Source organism: Sporocytophaga sp., assembly GCF_017745095.1.
In the GTDB taxonomy this organism is placed as follows: Bacteria; Bacteroidota; Bacteroidia; order Cytophagales; family Cytophagaceae; genus Sporocytophaga.
In genome coordinates this window covers 79,452-95,811 of sequence record NZ_JAGHZZ010000001.1, presented here as the reverse complement: position 1 = coordinate 95,811, position 16,360 = coordinate 79,452, and the positions used below count along the sequence as shown (strand labels likewise).

The 16,360-nt window shown below is 36.5% G+C and carries 16 protein-coding genes and 1 pseudogene; 5 read left to right on the top strand and 12 right to left on the bottom strand.

What is annotated here, in order from left to right:
* Positions 1 to 59 precede the first annotated feature (59 nt).
* The 4 genes from J7604_RS00420 to J7604_RS00405 form a co-directional block, all read right to left on the bottom strand.
* Entirely contained in the window at positions 60 to 878 is an 819-nt protein-coding gene (locus J7604_RS00420) for an alpha/beta hydrolase (RefSeq protein WP_293889754.1), read from the bottom strand.
* 89 nt (positions 879 to 967) lie between these two features.
* Positions 968 to 1,540 (bottom strand): Crp/Fnr family transcriptional regulator, encoded by a 573-nt coding sequence (locus tag J7604_RS00415; protein WP_293889752.1) that lies wholly within the window; start codon positions 1,538 to 1,540, stop codon positions 968 to 970.
* Between the two features lie 39 nt (positions 1,541 to 1,579).
* On the bottom strand, positions 1,580 to 1,921 hold the full coding sequence (locus tag J7604_RS00410) for a cupin domain-containing protein (protein WP_293889750.1): 342 nt from the start codon (positions 1,919 to 1,921) through the stop codon (positions 1,580 to 1,582).
* 185 nt (positions 1,922 to 2,106) lie between these two features.
* A complete protein-coding gene (locus J7604_RS00405; RefSeq protein WP_293889748.1) occupies positions 2,107 to 2,397 on the bottom strand; it encodes a transposase in 291 nt (96 codons plus the stop codon).
* A 99-nt stretch (positions 2,398 to 2,496) separates the two neighbouring features.
* On the opposite strand from J7604_RS00405, the pseudogene J7604_RS00400 reads away from it, so the two are divergent.
* Positions 2,497 to 3,581 (top strand): annotated as a pseudogene (locus J7604_RS00400) (IS3 family transposase).
* Positions 3,582 to 3,618: 37 nt separating this feature from the next.
* Here the strand turns inward: J7604_RS00400 and J7604_RS27005 are convergent.
* From J7604_RS27005 to J7604_RS00365, 7 genes are all read right to left on the bottom strand, one after another.
* Entirely contained in the window at positions 3,619 to 3,729 is a 111-nt protein-coding gene (locus tag J7604_RS27005) for a transposase (RefSeq protein WP_367113535.1), read from the bottom strand.
* 376 nt (positions 3,730 to 4,105) lie between these two features.
* Positions 4,106 to 4,648 (bottom strand): NADAR family protein, encoded by a 543-nt coding sequence (locus J7604_RS00390; RefSeq protein WP_293889746.1) that lies wholly within the window; start codon positions 4,646 to 4,648, stop codon positions 4,106 to 4,108.
* 47 nt (positions 4,649 to 4,695) lie between these two features.
* Entirely contained in the window at positions 4,696 to 5,622 is a 927-nt protein-coding gene (locus J7604_RS00385; RefSeq protein ID WP_293889744.1) for a DUF4272 domain-containing protein, read from the bottom strand.
* 679 nt (positions 5,623 to 6,301) lie between these two features.
* A complete protein-coding gene (locus J7604_RS00380; RefSeq protein ID WP_293889742.1) occupies positions 6,302 to 7,105 on the bottom strand; it encodes a DUF4238 domain-containing protein in 804 nt (267 codons plus the stop codon).
* An 81-nt stretch (positions 7,106 to 7,186) separates the two neighbouring features.
* On the bottom strand, positions 7,187 to 8,539 hold the full coding sequence (locus J7604_RS00375) for an NAD(P)/FAD-dependent oxidoreductase (RefSeq protein WP_293889740.1): 1,353 nt from the start codon (positions 8,537 to 8,539) through the stop codon (positions 7,187 to 7,189).
* A gap of 3 nt (positions 8,540 to 8,542) precedes the next feature.
* Positions 8,543 to 9,829: a kynureninase gene (kynU, locus tag J7604_RS00370; protein WP_293889738.1), complete on the bottom strand. Its 1,287-nt coding sequence runs from the start codon at positions 9,827 to 9,829 to the stop codon at positions 8,543 to 8,545.
* Between the two features lie 321 nt (positions 9,830 to 10,150).
* Entirely contained in the window at positions 10,151 to 10,681 is a 531-nt protein-coding gene (locus J7604_RS00365) for a 3-hydroxyanthranilate 3,4-dioxygenase (RefSeq protein ID WP_293889736.1), read from the bottom strand.
* 395 nt (positions 10,682 to 11,076) lie between these two features.
* Between J7604_RS00365 and J7604_RS00360 the strand changes: the two genes are divergently transcribed.
* The 4 genes from J7604_RS00360 to J7604_RS00345 are packed head-to-tail and all read left to right on the top strand — an operon-like array spanning position 11,077 to position 15,351.
* Positions 11,077 to 12,093: a glycosyltransferase family 2 protein gene (locus J7604_RS00360; RefSeq protein WP_293889734.1), complete on the top strand. Its 1,017-nt coding sequence runs from the start codon at positions 11,077 to 11,079 to the stop codon at positions 12,091 to 12,093.
* The gene (locus tag J7604_RS00355) at positions 12,086 to 12,889 is read left to right on the top strand and encodes a ChbG/HpnK family deacetylase (protein WP_293889732.1); all 804 of its coding nucleotides are present in this window, start codon (positions 12,086 to 12,088) and stop codon (positions 12,887 to 12,889) included. Before J7604_RS00360 ends, J7604_RS00355 begins: the two co-directional genes overlap by 8 nt.
* A gap of 10 nt (positions 12,890 to 12,899) precedes the next feature.
* A complete protein-coding gene (locus J7604_RS00350) occupies positions 12,900 to 14,468 on the top strand; it encodes a glycosyltransferase family 39 protein (protein ID WP_293889730.1) in 1,569 nt (522 codons plus the stop codon).
* Positions 14,461 to 15,351: a lysylphosphatidylglycerol synthase transmembrane domain-containing protein gene (locus J7604_RS00345; protein ID WP_293889728.1), complete on the top strand. Its 891-nt coding sequence runs from the start codon at positions 14,461 to 14,463 to the stop codon at positions 15,349 to 15,351. Before J7604_RS00350 ends, J7604_RS00345 begins: the two co-directional genes overlap by 8 nt.
* Here J7604_RS00345 and J7604_RS00340 read toward each other — a convergent pair.
* A complete protein-coding gene (locus J7604_RS00340) occupies positions 15,341 to 16,294 on the bottom strand; it encodes an AraC family transcriptional regulator (RefSeq protein WP_293889726.1) in 954 nt (317 codons plus the stop codon). The genes J7604_RS00345 and J7604_RS00340 overlap by 11 nt on opposite strands.
* Positions 16,295 to 16,360: the final 66 nt, after the last annotated feature.

The window sequence follows — 16,360 nt, the reverse complement described above, 5'->3', positions numbered from 1 at the left end:
TCTATATGCTTCTATTTTAATATTCCATTTATGTCTCATCGACAACTCTAGATTAAGAATTACTCTCCAATCCAGCTTTTAATATATTTTGCAATCTCCTTCCAATTATCTTCTTCCATCATCCAATGAGCATTATTTTCAAACACCTTCAATTCTGTTGGTGATTTATATTTTTTAAATAATTTCTCAGAAATCCTGACGGGTGAAGCATTATCAATACCTCCGGAAACAAATAATACAGGATTGCAGATTTTTGAATATTCTATTTTGTTTGGTTGTTTTCCAAATAGGTTTTTTATCCAGATCATCTCTTTCATTACCAATCCTGACTCAGAGGTCATTTTATAATAAACTTCTTTCTGCTTTTCTTCCGATAAATTATGCAACATTCCAATGACAGCCTGCTCAAATGTGGGTTTTGCTACATTATCTTTTAAATGTTTCACCTTATTAACCCATTTAACTGACTTAATACTTTTCGAGGGTGGCATCATTCCATAATTGGTAGGTGGTGCAATAAGAATCATTTTTCCAATCAATCCTTCCACTGCCAACCTTTGAGCAATTATACAACCCATCGAATGAGCAACAATAGTCGGTGGATTTTCAAAGGTTAGTAATACTTTTCGGATTTGATTTACATAATCTTCCATGCTCACACCTATCAATGAGTCGTTCGGTTCTACACTATGGTAATGAAATGTGGGACTGATTGTATTGTATCCCTGTTCCGTAAAGTAATGCTTGTAGTTATTCCAAACCTCTCCTGTTGACCAGGCTCCGTGTATAAAAACTACATTTTTGTCAGATGCCTTTTCTTGTGCAAAAGCTAGTACACTTGTTAAACAGATACTTAAAAGTAAAATTACTGTCTTCATAATTTTGTGTTTTAAATGCTTGTAAAAAATTTATGAAGCAAAAGTAATCCCGACAGAATCCGACTTTCATTGACCTATGGTAAGAAAGATTATTGGCTGATTTTTTTCCTGATTCTGCTTAGTGATTCAGGCGTAACGTTTAGATATGAGGCGATTAAGTATTGAGGTACTCTCTGAGGCAATGTTGGTCTGTTTTTAATTAGCTTCTTGTATCTTGTTTCAGCATCATCCAGCATTAACGAAACTGCTTTCTGGTGCCAATTTTTAAATAATGACTCGGCAATGATTCTTCCAACCCTTTCAAACGAGTGCTTTTGATTATACAGGTCATTCAAGTCGCTTGCTTTAACAACCAGCAATTCCGTATCTTCAAGACACTTTACATCTTTTTCAGCTGGCTTATTGTCTAACAAGCTTGGGTAGTCGGATATAAACTCATTCTCCATACAAAACTCATCTATAAACTCGACCCCCTCTTTGTTATATACGCAGACTAAGCATCCTTTTAATATAAATCCGATTTCAGAGGACAAATTCCCTTCTTTTATAAAATACTCGCCTTTCTTAAAGTGTTTGGACGTAAATTTCCCGGCGAACATCTCTAAGTCACTGTTTTCGAGTGGAAGAAAATTACTGAAATATAGTTTTATAGTTTCCTTCATTTTGTTGTATTCTGGTTGTCCCTGCAACAGACTTATATTTTAATTATGCAAGACATCTTTAAGCCGTTCGACCCTATCGTGCTTTGAAAGAGAAAGTCGTACAATTGTATTCTCTTTAGCAGTTAAATCGTGAGGAACATCGCCGTCCAATGCTATAATATCGCCACTCCTCATTATATGAGCTGTACCTTTAACACCTAACATAATTTCCCCCTCTAAAATGTGGATTAAAATTGGGAAAGGAGTTTTGTGCTCTTTCATAATTTGCCCTTTGCTTAAAAGGATTCGTATCTCTTTTGAAAAAGAAGTTTCTATCACAACTTTTGTCTTGACTCGACTTGCGTCAAATTCTAATTCGTTATTGAATGATTCTGTGGTCATAGGTTTGTTTTTTGCTGCGGCTCTCCAGTTTTTGACCCAGAAGAAAGCATTAATATTAAACGATTGGCTGAAATAAAAACCCAGCTTCCCTCGTCAAACAAGGAATTCTCAAACAATTTTGTCTGTCTTTTGTGCACCTCCTTTAAAAAGGCTCCATTCAATGAGACAAGAAAGGAAGTTGAGTCTTATTCAATCCATTCAAATAAATATTCGTCCTTATGTTCAATCTGAAATTTGGTCAAAAAACCTTTGTATTCATCTTTAAATGATTGCCTTTTATGATGTTCTTTTTGATTGTTAATATATGCAATTACACTATCCAATGCAGAATGGCTATATGAAAATGCGCCATAACCTTCCTGCCATTGAAATTTAAATTTTGAAAATTTCTTCTCCTTAATAAAATCATTGGATGATTTCTTAATTTCTCTAACCAAATCTGAAAGACAACAGCTTGGTCTTGTAAGCTTCCCCAAAATAGGGCCATTTAAAAATAGAGTTTCAACAAACTCATTGAGGCTTTGTCCGAAATGAGTGCGTTAGAACTTAAAAATTATTAAATTTAAATAAGCCCTATGAAAAAGACCAAATTTACAGAAACCCAGATTATTGCTATCCTCAAAAAACAGGAAGCCGGAATGAAAGTATCCGAAATATCCAGAGAACATGGTATTAGTGATGCTACTTTTTATAATTGGAAGGCGAAGTATGGAGGAATGGAAGCCAGTGATATTAAAAAGATGAAGGATCTTGAGGAGGAAAATGCAAAGCTAAAGAAAATGTATGCAGAACTAAGTCTTGTCCATCATGCCTACAAAGATGCTGTTGAAAAAAAGCTTTAAAGCCTGACGAAAAGAAAATACTTATAACCCATATGATTACTGAGCATTCAGTAAGTATTCGTCGGGCCTGTAAGGAGTTTGGATTATCCAGAAGCACATTTGAATATAAAGCAGTTGTAAAGAACGATGAACCCATAATAGAGGTCTTGACTTCACTTACTGAGCAGATTCGTACTATAGGCTTTTGGAATAGCTTTTATCGGATAAGAAGAATGAAGCATACTTGGAATCATAAACGTGTGTATAGAGTTTACACCAAAATGGGGCTAAATATCAGAAGACGTCCCAAGAAAAGATTACCTGCAAGAGCAAAGCAGGAATTATTCCAACCGAGTAAAATTAACCAGGTATGGTCAATAGATTTTATGTCAGATAGTTTATGGAATGGTCAACGCTTCAGACTGTTAAACATAATGGATGATTACAATAGAGAAATGTTATCGGTCGAAGTTGACACATCTCTACCAACATTAAGATTACTTAGAGTTCTTGAACAATTAAAAGAAAGCAGAGGTCTTCCAGAAATGATAAGAGTGGACAATGGACCTGAGTTTATTTCTTCAAAGTTGGATGCATAGTGTAAAGAGAATAAAATAGTATTGGCATTTATACAACCAGGAAAGCCAACTCAGAATGCCTTTATCGAAAGATGTAACGGAACAATAAGAAGAGATCTTTTAAACGCTTATGTTTTTAAGACTATCACTGAAGTGAGAACAATGGCTGAAGAATGGAGGATTGATTACAATACTCAAAAGCCTCATAAATCATTAGGGTATAAAACACCTGCAGATCTTTTATGCGAAGTTTTGGATTAAAAACTCTATTTTTGAATGGCCCAAATTTAAGGGGAGCCTACAGTCTGATTCCGATTAAAAAATGAATATGGTCCGGCATACCATTAATGGCTATCAACTTTTGATCTTTATTTCTAACTATACCTGTGCTATATTTATACAATTCCACCTCCCAAAAAGGGCTGTATTAAGCTTTCTCTGCCTTTAACTGCACAGACCACCTGAATGTATATCTGAGAATATGTTCCTGCCATATTTGTTTTTAATCCTGAAGGGATTTAATATTTATAGTTTAGTGTCAGGGAGTGGTGCGACCCCAAAGGGGTCGGATGGATAGTTTTTGTCCACTATAAACATTTGACCTCTTCGAGGTCTATTTCCCTTACTATTCCTGATTAAACATAGTTCTTTAGATCGTTTTCAACTTCCAATTCTATTACTCGCTAAATAATGTTCGCAAAACTAAAAAGTGATATGGAAAAAATATCATACTTAAAATTCGATTCACCTCAACAAAGCAATGGCAACGGCCACCTTATTTCTTACTAAACCCTATCTCTCACTTCCATCAGAGCAAATCCTAATAGATTCAAGCCATTCCAATCTTCCGGATTCTCTATCCGTGCATTATCCTTTGCTAATCCTACACCCCAGATGTTGTCAATAGGACTAGCTTCGACTAGTATTCTATCTTGTGTATTCAAGAGAAATTCTCTCAAATCCGGATATTGGGTAAACTTGTGGTAATTCCCTTCGACTACAATTTCAAATCGTGATGCTTCCCACTTCTCCTTATTAAATCCTGATATCCTGCGTCCCAGGTCCTTTGCCTCTCCTGGCGATTTAGAATTTATGATCTTTTCGTATATTTCTTTATCTCCAAATAATTCTGCCTTCTTTGCCATCATCCAGTGTTCGGCAGTCTTATATGTAATTCCATCAACTTTAAAATCCGCAATCCACCATTGACTGAAACATGAGTTGGTGATTGTCCCGTCCTTACTCGGCTGATGTCCCCAGAAATAAATATACTTCAGCCTCTCGCCGTTATTGATTCTGTTTAATAGGTGTTGTATTGAATAATTCATTTTGTTTTTAGTACCGATGTGTCAAGTAAGCAGATCACTCTAATATTTTATGTCGAAGTATCAGTTTCGTCCCAAAGTTCTCCAGTAACTTCACCCCCTTCTTCATAATACGTTCTCAGCCAATTTAAAACTTTGTGCCTTTCATAACTTACCGATCTATTTATTCTAGTTGTGTCCTTTTTTCCGTTAAACAGTAAATCCCTGAAATAGGTAGTTGCTAATTCATTTAATAAATTCTCTTCATAAATTTCTTCAAAATTTCGAAATTCTGATTGAGACAAGAACAGAATTAACGAATCGCCAAGTTCTGGCAAATTTTGTTGGAACTCCTCAACTACATTATTTTCATCATCCAATCTAGGCAAAACGTCTACCTTTTTTAAACACCAAGCCAAGGTTATAGCACCTTCGATACACCAAGACAAATCCATAAGCATCCTCTCTTCTGGAGATGGATTCATTAAAAACTCCATTTCTTTTGGTGATACTTTTTCCCAAATCTTTTCAGTCTTGAACCAATCAATAAAAGAGGGCCTCTCATCCAAGTTATGTACTAAATATGCAATTGCATAAAGAATTATCATTCTGCAACCGGCATCATACGCTGTTTGGAACTTTTCCTTTGAATGATCCAGATACTCCAAATGACTTACTCTGTAATTCTTTATCCCATAATCAATGAGTCTTGATTCAAGAGACTTCTTTTTTCTCCTTAATACAAGGTCTCCTGTGGTTTCAATTTTTTCAACCTCCTCTTTAGTTTTGTACCAATCTTTATGAGGCGTAGACTTCCCACAACCGGGACACCATGTATTCTCCCATTGCTTTTTACAACTAGGACACTTCCCTTTCGTTTTAAAAGTATTCCACCTATGTCCACAGCTACAGGCCCAATGTATTTCACCATCTGGTTGCCACTCACAATTCGAACATTGGATTATTAGATTTTCTTTTTTCCTATTCCAGAATAACATTGATTTAATCTAACCTATTTATATTTTTAAACTTTCCCAAAAGGTATCCTATCAAGAATAAAGAGACCAGAAGAAAGAATTGAATTATTGTTATTGTATTTAAAATGAATGTGTACGAACCGCTATCATTTTCCGATGCTATTGCTTCAGGAAGCGCACTCAGAGGAGGATATATTGTACGATCACTACCGAATAATTCAAGTTGAGAGATAATTCTTGAAATTACTATAAGGAAAATAATTAGAGCAAAATTGGAACATCCCAGTAATATATATCGGGTTAAAGTAGCCTCATTTATTATAGATATCCCTGCATAAGTCAAGTACACAATAAAGGTATAAAATATTGAATACAACAGGAGAGGGGGTATAAAAATATGGCTATCATTAAATTGAATATCTAATCGAGTTTCACCTAGAGATTTAATACCGAATGTCAATAAGAAGATTGTGAGGGTTATTATAAGTATTATAATGACAAGATATAATTCTTTAAGTTTCATTTTTACTATTTAAAATTTAGGGGTTAACTGTTTCTCCTCTCGGCTTGTATCAATCCCTGTCAAAGGAGGAAAAGAATTTCACTTTATTCAATAAACACACTTTTAGGTATATTAATTAGTTCAGCTCTCATGGAAAGGTCTCATAGGGTGCCTCCTGGGAATTGGAGGGAACCAGGGCTATTTAATAAAGTCATTCAAACTCTTCGCAAATATCATTTCGTGAGAGGTATTTTCAAGTAGAGTATTAAAAATATTAATTTCCTCCAAAGATAATTCGAAAACGTTACAAGTATTTCTCTGAGAAACTGTTACTGGAATACCTAAATTTGGAGTTAATATACCTAACCAATATGGTGTTATAGGGCAAATAATTTTATAATTGGGGTTAGCAAGCACATCCATATTTCGGATTAATGATTTTATATTGGTATACAATTTTCCTTCTACTATCCAATGAGTCGCAGGGTTATCTGTTGTTATAAACCTTTTTCCTAAGTTTGCTTTATAGAGCTCAATCGTACAATTGTTAATCAAATCTGTATACCCTTGTATTGCAAGGTATGCGTAAGAAAGAGTGAAATCAATATTCTTTAATTCATCAGAAGCAATTTTATTGATTAAAGCCTGTGAGTCATTTTTAAATTTTAGAGATCGCATAGACTGAACAATTATAAAGGCCATTATATCACCTAGTTCCTCATTTCTTGGAATAAGTCCTTTGTCCAAAGTTTTAGCTAATACGACTTGCCATCTATCTTCCCAGATTTTATACAAGAATTTTTCTGATATCTTATTTTCGTCTAATCCATATGAAGATGGAATGGTATAGAGATTCTTTTTTTTGCATACTTCATTTGTGGGTTGAGACCGAATTAATTTGTTTTTTAAATTTAGGCTATATATTAATTTTTTTCCTTTTCGTTGGAAAGACCATCGCTTTAAATAAACTTTAGGAACATAATGATTATGCTTTTGATGCATCGATACTTATGGTGTTTTGTAAAATATTATTAAATAATACACTGATTTTCCATTTTTAATTGGCTCTAATCTCTATTAAACTCACCTCCCCATCTCCCTCTCCACCAACTCCTCTATCTTCTTCCAAACCTCCTTTTTCTCAGACAATTCCTCCACATCTTCAAGCTTCATAATCTCTTCCATCAACCTGTCCTGCTTTTTCCCTTTATCCAAAGCTTCATGATATGGAAGATCGCTGAAGGTCACCATGCTGTAAAGCGGAAGATAACCTGGAATTTTGTGATGTATCTTAGCTTCAATCTTTTTCCTCAACAGAAATTTCTTGTCGCCAACAAGATCTCTCATTTCGATAAAGTTCTGAAGTGCCAATTGTCCGACTGCATCTCCCGCCGGCTTCCTCAGCACCTGATATTCCTGAAGACTTGCTTTCAAACTTCCATTTTTAGTAATCAGATCATACAACACCCGGCAGTCTTCAAAGCCCGCATTCATGCCTTGTCCATAAAAAGGCACAATAGCATGCGCAGCATCACCAATCAATGCGATCCGATTTTCATATACCCATGGATAGCATTTTACAGTCACTAACGCTGAAGTAGGATGCTCGGCAAACTGCTTGCTCAGCTCTGGTATAAGACCGGCGGCATCTGCAAAGTACTGATTAAAAAATGTCTCAATCTGAGAATCGGTCTTTAATGACGTAAAAGAAATCTCTCCTTCAAATGGTAAAAAAAGCGTTGCCGTAAAAGTCCCATCAAGATTAGGCAGCGCTATCAGCATGAACTTCTCTCTCGGCCAGATATGCAATGCATTCTTCTCCATTCTGTGCGCTCCTGCGTTGGAAGGAATCGTTAATTCTTTGTATCCATATTCAAGATACTCCTGAGAATAATTAAATCTACTCGTCGGCAGGAGCGCACTTCGTACTTGTGAAAAAGCTCCGTCCGCTCCAAACAGCACTGAAAACTCTTTGTTCTTAACCGTTCCATCCTGCTTGTTTTCAAATTCAATACTGAACTCTTCAATATTTACCTTAACACATCTTTCATTAAAGAACAGGTTTACATTGTGCGCTTCTCTTGCTTTATTCAGAAGCGTCTTGTTCAGATCACTTCTGGAGACTGCATAAATAACCTGACCTTCATCACCATATGGCTGAAAAGAATTGGAGCCGTCTTCATGATGAATGTATCTGCCTTTCATTGGAATGGCAATATTCAGCATTTCCTTTTCTACCCCCGCTGCCTGTAAAGCTCTGATTCCGCGATGACTTAATGCAAGATTGATGGATCTTCCAGTTTCAGGAGCAGTCATTTGTGGGTCCGGCCGCTTTTCATAAACATCCACTTCATAACCTGCTTTGCCTAACAACAAAGCAAGTAAACTTCCCACTAGTCCTCCGCCGGCTAAAACAACTTTTTTATCCTCCATCATTTTTTAATTTGTATACTCGCAGAATTCTGCAAACTTTTCAACAAAGGTATATACCTCTGTATATGAATTGTAAAGCGGTGCCGGTGAAACCCTGAGAACATTAGGCGATCTCCAGTCAAGTATAATACCTTCTTTGGCAAATTGCTGTACCAGCTTTTTACCATCGCCTCTCTCAAAGAATATTGAAAGCTGAGCTCCGCGTCGAACAGGCTCTGTCGGAGTTATGATTCTTATTTTGTAAGGCTTTGGCTTTTGAGCTGGAGTACATTTGATTTTTATCAAAAACTCCAGATATGCTGTCAGCTGCTCGCTCTTTTTAAAAATCTTTTTCAATCCTGCTTTCTGAAAAATATCCAAAGAAGCTTTTAATACTGCCATCGGCAAAACAGGCGCATTGCTCAACTGCCAGCCTTCCGCACCAATGGACGGTTCATATTCCGGCTTCATCAGAAATCTTTCCTTTTCATCATTGCCCCACCATCCGGCAAATCTTGGCAAATGAAAATTTTCACTGTGCACAAACAACCCAGCCGTAGCTCCTGGGCCTGCATTCAGATATTTATAAGAACACCAGGTTGCAAAATCTACTTGCCACTCATGGAGATTTAAAGGAATATTTCCAATAGCATGCGCAAGATCAAAACCAACGTAGGCACCTGCAGTATGAGCTGCTTCTGCAATTGCTTCCATATCAAATGCCTGACCGGTATAGTAGTTCACACCACTCATCATTACCAATGCCAGCTCATCTCCCAACTCCTCAATTTTCTTAATGATATCTTCATCGCGAATGGCAAACTCTCCTTCTCGGGGACCCACTTCTACCAGACATTCTGCCGGATCAAAACCTCTGATCTCAATTTGAGAAGTAAGCGCATATATGTCAGATGAAAAGCCTCCTGCTTCCGTAAGAATTTTTACTCTTTTCTCACGAGGCCAGTAAAAACTCACAAGCAAAAGGTGAAGATTAGCTGTAAGACTGTTCATTGCCACCACCTCCTCCGGCAATGCTCCGCAAAGTGCCGCCAAAGGTTTTCTGAAAAGCTTGTGATAATCTGCCCAAGGATTGGTTCCTTTAAAGTGCCCTTCCACAGCCAGCTCTGCCCAGTCATTCAGTTCTGTTTCAACATATTTTTTAGCCGTCACAGGCTGAAGTCCCAGAGAGTTACCACAAAAGTAAATCTGGCTGTTTTTACCTTTTCCCGGAGTTAAAAACTGTTTTTTGAAATCTTTTAGAGGATCTTTTACATCCAGACTTTTTGCAAATTTTTTATCCGTGGAAAATTTCATATTTCTCATTGCCATTAAGCAGAAGGTGAAAATTTTTATACTTTATTTTTCTGTGTTAGGTATTAGTTCTTTGTGCCACTTCAAAGAATCGCCGTAATTCTAAACTATTTTGTCATTCTGAGCTTGCGAAGGATCTGATAGTCCAAAAATAATTTCAAATTCAAATTACAACCTGCCAGATAGGTAAATTTTCATCCTTTTGAAAACTCAGATGTTTCACAAGCTCAACATGACAAGGTGCGCTTCAGGAGAAGAGTTAGGAATGAGATCCTTCTTTTTTGACACGTTACGCTAACTAAATACCTAAACTAATTTTTGAAATCAAGCCTTAGGTTTAGCCGGTGGCTCCATCACAGTTCCACAAACCTTGCAGGTTCTAAGCTCTTTTGAAGAATAAAACCTTTCCATGATTGGAGGAAGCTGTTTTACTATGTCTGAAATATATTCATACTCTTCATAAAGCTTATTGCCGCAGTTTTCACAAACCCAGATAAAACCATCTTTTTCTCCAGGTTTTCTGTAGCGCTCCATAACCAGGCCAATAGTATTGGCTGGCCTTTGCGGACAATGAGGTACTTTTCCTGGTAAAAGAAAAATCTCCCCCTCCTTTATTGGAATGTCTACTGGTTTGCCATCTTCAAGAATTTTCAGATTGATATCGCCTTCCAGCTGATAGAAAAACTCCTCTCCTTCGTTAAAGTGATAATCTTTTCTGGAATTAGGTCCGCCGACTACCATTACTATAAAATCATCATTGCCTTTGAACACTTGCTGGTTTCCCACAGGAGGTTTCAGCAAATGCCTGTTTTCATCTATCCACTTTTTAAAACTGAATGGTCTTTGAACTGCCATAATTTTTCTCCTTTAAATATTGAACAAGCTCCTTTTATTTAACTCAAACTAATCATTAGCCATTAAAAATCGTGTTAACCATTTAATCAATCACTTTACTATTATGCTCCAAAATCTGATATACTTTAAAACATATATTTTTAATGCTTAATCCCGGTTTAAGTCCACAATTTAGCAATCAATATGGTATTTTTTAATGATCAAAAACTATTTGCCTGAAGATCCTTGTCACATAGACCGTTATCGGTTGCTTTGAATTTTCGAGGATATCCCTGACAATTTTTACCTGTTAAAAAACTTAACAAACTACATGTTTATATAACAATTTATTAACCAGTTCTTTAAACACTATTTAAGGTTCAGGGTTAATATAGCCTTGAATTAAATGACCTTTTATGGCTAAATATTTAGTGTCTGTTGTTGTTCCCCTTTTCAACGAGGAAGAAAATGTATTTGAGCTTGTACACGAGCTTGTGTCTGTAATGAATGCTACTGATTACAGCTATCAGATTTTACTGGTAAATGACGGAAGCAGAGACAATACCTGGAGTAAAATACAGGCTCTTGCAAAAGGGTTTAAGCAAATAGAAGCAATAAATCTCGCTGGAAACTATGGCCAGACCATGGCATTGAGAGCCGGATTTGAACAGGCTTCCGGGGAAATCATTGTAGCAATGGATGGGGATTTGCAACATGACCCGCAATATATTCCTGTTTTTATAGAGGAAATGCAAAAAGGAAACTACGACATGGTCGGTGGTGCAAAAATCCGAAGACCAGAGTCTGCCTTTAAAAATTTCCTTGCAGAAACAGGACATAAAATCATCAAAAGCATCTCTGGCGTTAATCTCAGATATTTTGGCGCTACCTTTAAAGCTTATAGAAGTTATCTGTTGCAAGGCAGTAACATGTTGGGAGACAGCCACAGATTTCTCGGCGCCATTGTAGCCCGCAAAGGAACCCGATATACTGAGCTGCCTATTGAAATCAGAGAAAGAAAAAGAGGAAAAAGCAATTATAAAATCAGCAAGGTATTTTTGGTAATACTTGATCTCTTGTTTTTAAAATTCTTTATCTCATACATCAACAAGCCATTCAGAATTTTCGGCCTCATCGGACTGATCAATTTTCTGATAGGAATTGCGCTTACCACTGGCTTTACAGTCGGATCATTGTTTTTTCACATGAACATAAAAGAGCATTACCTGGCAGAATTTCTTTTCAGCGTATTTCTCATGCTCATAGGTACCATGTTCCTATCAATTGGAATAATAGCCGAAATCGGTGTTTACAATTATTTCCAGAAATCATTTGCTCCTCCTTACAGAGTAAGGGAAGTTATTACTGACGAAAAAATTATTATCCCTTTAAAATTAGAGAATCAAAGCTCTGGTCAATTGATGAATGGATAAACGTTTGATCATAAACGCAGATGACTTTGGGTGGGATACTTTCGCCACAGAGGGAATATTGGATCTCGCAAAGAGAAATGCCATTTCCAGCACTACTGTTTTGGCTACCCATGTTACTGCCCGGGACATAAAGGAACTGATTGCTTTAGGCAATATCTCTGTAGGATTTCACCTAAACCTCATTGATGGTGATCCGGTATCCAGGCATTCTCATGTGAAGTCTCTCTTAGATAAAGATGGAAAATTTCTTTCCGCTCAGAACATCTATAGGAAATTTCTACTCAACAAACTGAGTAAAACTGAAATTAAAACTGAAATTTTAAATCAGATTCATCGCCTGAAAAAAATGGGGGTTGAGATCTCTCATGCAGACAGCCATCGACATATTCATCAATACCCTGTATTAGGAGATTTCATTCTGAAGGTTTTAAATGAAGCCGGAATAAAAAAAATAAGAAAACTTAATACAAACAGATTTTCCGATAAAAGGCGAATGATCCTAAAAGCCATGAGCCTATATCCTCACAGGCAAATAAAAAAATTTATCAGTCCGCAGGTTCTTCTTTCCGATTTTTCTGCTGATAAAAAAGCAGATATGGAGGTATTTTCAAAGTCTTTAACCAGCGCTTTTGAAAAGTATCAGACTGCAGAAATGATGACACATCCCGGTACTATGGACCGGCCTGGTTCTTATCTGAAAAGAAAAGAAGAATATGAATTTTTAAAATCCTGTGAATGGAAATCTTTTATGAAAAAAAATTCGGTCAAATTAATCTCTTTTAAGGAGTTACATTAAATACATCTTAATGTTGGAAAAAATAGAAAGCAACAAATATCTTGTTGCTCTTATTTGTATTCTGGCAGTTCCCGCACTGCTGATCAATCTGGATGTCATGCCAACACTCGGCGATGAAGCAACAAGAGCATTGGTCGCACTTGAATTTATGCTTCGCAAAAATTACATTTTTTCTACAATCAATGGCGAAGCATATTATAACAAACCTCCTTTATATAACTGGCTGCTCGTCTTACTTTTTAATACCTCCGGGCGAGCAGACGAATGGATACTGAGATTACCTGCAGTTGTTTCTCTTCTGGCTTTTTCTGTTACAATCTATTTTACCATGAAAAAGCATGTCGAATCTAAAATTGCATTGCTTTCTGCTTTTGCATTTTTAACATTCGGGAGAATGTTATTTTATGACTCCATGCTTGGTCATATAGATATACTATTCTCATTGATCCTTTATCTTGCTATTTATTCGATATTCTATTTCATTGTAAAAGAGCGCTATTATCTACTCTTTCCTTCTTCATACTTTCTCACCGCTCTTGCCTTTTTGATGAAAGGACTCCCGGCCTTGGTGTTTCTGGGATTATCACTAGGTGTTACATTTTTAATCTTTAAAAAATTGAAAGCTTTATTTCACCCCGCTCATTTTTTAGGGATAGCTATTTTCATGTTAATAATCGGGAGCTATTTTCTGATTTACAATAAATACAACTCTTCTGACGATTTCCTTAAAACCCTTTGGAGTGAGTCAAGCAAAAGAACAGCATTCGAAAATAACTGGAAATCCTCTTTATCCTTCTTGTTCATCTTTCCTTTCGAATATCTATTTCATCTGATGCCCTGGTCGTTACTGATTGTTACCTGCTTCAGGAAAGATTTTTTCACGATTGCTAAAAACAATCCGTTTATCTTTTTTTGCCTGATTATTGTTGCTGTAAACATTCCAATCTATTGGATTTCTCCGGAGACAAGACCTAGGTATTTATTTCTGCTTTTCCCCTTCATCTTTTCTATATTGATATACTTTTATTTCAAAGAAGGTGCAGAAAAGCAAAAGTTAATAACTTCCATTTTATTGTCAGTAGCATTTGTTGTATTTGTCGTAATGGCTTGCTTCCCATTTTTTGCGGAGATTCATGCGCAGATTTCTTTAAAAAACTTAAAGGCATCTTTACTACTCATTACGCTGATTACTATTACATATTTTTTCTTCAAAAGCGGAAGAAAAAATCTGTTCTATCTGCCTCTTGCTCTGATCATCGCCAGAATCGGATTTGACCTATTTGTGTTGCCGGAAAGGGCAACTGTTTCTCCGGAAGTGCAGTGGAAACAGGATGTAGTCGCTTCTGCAAAGATTTGTAAAGATCTTCCGTTATATATTTATAAAAACAGTTTCATCAAGCACAATCTGACATATTATCTTACCACTCAAAATAAAAGAATTTTGCAAAGAGATTATGTGGGAGAAAAAAAGGATGTGTATTATATCATGGAAAATTTTTACTTTCAGGAGCATTCATTCAAAAAGCTGTTTGAGTTTCAGTATGATGGCAGATATTATTTCATAGTAAAAAGTGAGTAAAGAAAACACCATTAAAGTATTAAAGCTTCTCTTAAAAATCTCGGTTTCTTCGGTTGCCTTATTCTTTGTATTCAGATCGGTAAATATCAGAGATGTTTTTAACCTCCTAAAGAACTCTGACTACTGGCTGCTTTTTCCAACTCTTCTTTTATACCTAGTATCAAAATACATTACTGCTATCCGGTTCAAGCATTTTCTGAAAGTTATAAATATCAATATTCCGGATGCAGTAAATTTCAGGCTTTACCTTTTGGGAATGTATTATAATCTGCTACTGCCTGGTGGTGTTGGAGGCGATGGGTATAAGGTGTATTATCTGCACAAACTATTTAAAAGTCCCCTGAAAAATCTGCTATCCCTCAGTATTATTGATCGGGTAAGTGGCATGGTAGCTATTCTATTTTTAGGTGAAATTTGTGCGGTTTTTCTTTTTTACAACCATCCTGTTTTCTTTTATCTTTCCCTCTTTTCATTACCAGCCACACTTGCCGTTTATTGGGGTGCACTTTATCTTTTCTACAAAAAATATCTGACAGTATTTAATAAAACAAACCTTCAAAGTCTTGCAGGACAGATACTCCAGGTAATATGTATTCTGCTCCTTCTTATGTTGGTTGGTGTCAAGCAGCAATACCTTCCTTATGTGTTTATATTTCTGGTATCTTCTATAGTGGCAGCTTTTCCTTTTACTATTGGGGGCATTGGAGCTAGAGAACTGACATTTCTTTATGGTGCAGAACACTTTAACCTTGACATGAGCGCTTCTGTGACAGTTAGTATGCTCTTTTACCTGATCTCTGCATTTTCTTCTCTGTGCGGGATTTACTTTGGAATCTTTCCTGAAAAAGTGTCTGCACAGGAGTCTTCTGAAGTTAGTCCTTAAAGATGCTTGCCTTTAATGACGTCGGACTTTTGCCTGTCTTTTTCTTCACTGCCCTGCTGAAACTCTGGGCACTTTCAAAACCAAGAATAAACGCTACCTCCTGAATCTGCACTCCAGGTTTAGCTAACAGTGTTGTAGCGCTATCGACGAGATGTTCGTCCAAAATGCTTTGATAAGTGTATCCTTCTTCCTTCAGATTTCTTTGTAATGTCCTTGTGCTTGTGTTAAGCATTGCTGCCACCTCCTCAATTTTCAGATTGTAATAGCTCTCCTTATTAAAAAGTATTCGTTTTACTTTTGAATAATATCCGGCAGAACGCTGAACGCCGCTAAGCTTTTCCGAACAAAGCTTTAGCATAAACTCATAAGTGAGCTGATTTCCGGAAACTGTTTTTGTTTCTGATGTTTCTTTTGAAAAATGTAGGCTGTTTTCATTTTCCCCAAAAGAAACATTTCCAAAAATATCCTGATAAAAACTCCTGTCGCTTGGCTTTACACCATAAGTGAAATTCGCTTTCAAAGGGGTGATTTTCTGGCCAACGAGGAACCCTGAAATCGCCAGTGTCAGACTCATTGCATGCTCTACTGCCATTGCAGCTGTAACAGAGCTTTTCTCCACCCAAGTTGCTGATGGCTTATATACTATTTTAACAGAGCCATCTGATAATTCGAGCAAATGATACTCAAACATATCTCCCATTAATGGAAAAAAATTTACAATGCTTTTCCATGCGGTAAGCAAATCCGAACTGCTTGACACCAGTGGAGAAATCCACCCGAGAACAGAGAAGGTGATTCTTTTTCCGAAATTCAGACTAATCTGTCTGTAATTTGACCTTTGCAATATAGATTCCCAGACCTTTATACCAGCACTCCAATCCTGCATGCCCTCCGCCTCGTTTAAAGTACCGGCATTAAGTCCGGTGTCTTTATAAATCTCCATTTCGTCAATTCCAAAATGGGAAGCATTATTAATTAGCGTTTTTAAAATTTCATTGTGTACACGCAT

Excerpts from the sequence above, each read along its gene's own strand:
- J7604_RS00420 (WP_293889754.1), bottom strand. The coding sequence starts at position 878 with ATGAAGACAGTAATTTTACTTTTAAGTATCTGTTTAACAAGTGTACTA.
- J7604_RS00415 (WP_293889752.1), bottom strand. The coding sequence starts at position 1,540 with ATGAAGGAAACTATAAAACTATATTTCAGTAATTTTCTTCCACTCGAA.
- J7604_RS00410 (WP_293889750.1), bottom strand. The coding sequence starts at position 1,921 with ATGACCACAGAATCATTCAATAACGAATTAGAATTTGACGCAAGTCGA.
- J7604_RS00390 (WP_293889746.1), bottom strand. The coding sequence starts at position 4,648 with ATGAATTATTCAATACAACACCTATTAAACAGAATCAATAACGGCGAG.
- J7604_RS00385 (WP_293889744.1), bottom strand. The coding sequence starts at position 5,622 with ATGTTATTCTGGAATAGGAAAAAAGAAAATCTAATAATCCAATGTTCG.
- J7604_RS00380 (WP_293889742.1), bottom strand. The coding sequence starts at position 7,105 with ATGCATCAAAAGCATAATCATTATGTTCCTAAAGTTTATTTAAAGCGA.
- J7604_RS00375 (WP_293889740.1), bottom strand. The coding sequence starts at position 8,539 with ATGATGGAGGATAAAAAAGTTGTTTTAGCCGGCGGAGGACTAGTGGGA.
- kynU (WP_293889738.1), bottom strand. The coding sequence starts at position 9,829 with ATGAAATTTTCCACGGATAAAAAATTTGCAAAAAGTCTGGATGTAAAA.
- J7604_RS00365 (WP_293889736.1), bottom strand. The coding sequence starts at position 10,681 with ATGGCAGTTCAAAGACCATTCAGTTTTAAAAAGTGGATAGATGAAAAC.
- J7604_RS00360 (WP_293889734.1), top strand. The coding sequence starts at position 11,077 with ATGGCTAAATATTTAGTGTCTGTTGTTGTTCCCCTTTTCAACGAGGAA.
- J7604_RS00355 (WP_293889732.1), top strand. The coding sequence starts at position 12,086 with ATGGATAAACGTTTGATCATAAACGCAGATGACTTTGGGTGGGATACT.
- J7604_RS00350 (WP_293889730.1), top strand. The coding sequence starts at position 12,900 with ATGTTGGAAAAAATAGAAAGCAACAAATATCTTGTTGCTCTTATTTGT.
- J7604_RS00340 (WP_293889726.1), bottom strand. The coding sequence starts at position 16,294 with ATGGAGATTTATAAAGACACCGGACTTAATGCCGGTACTTTAAACGAG.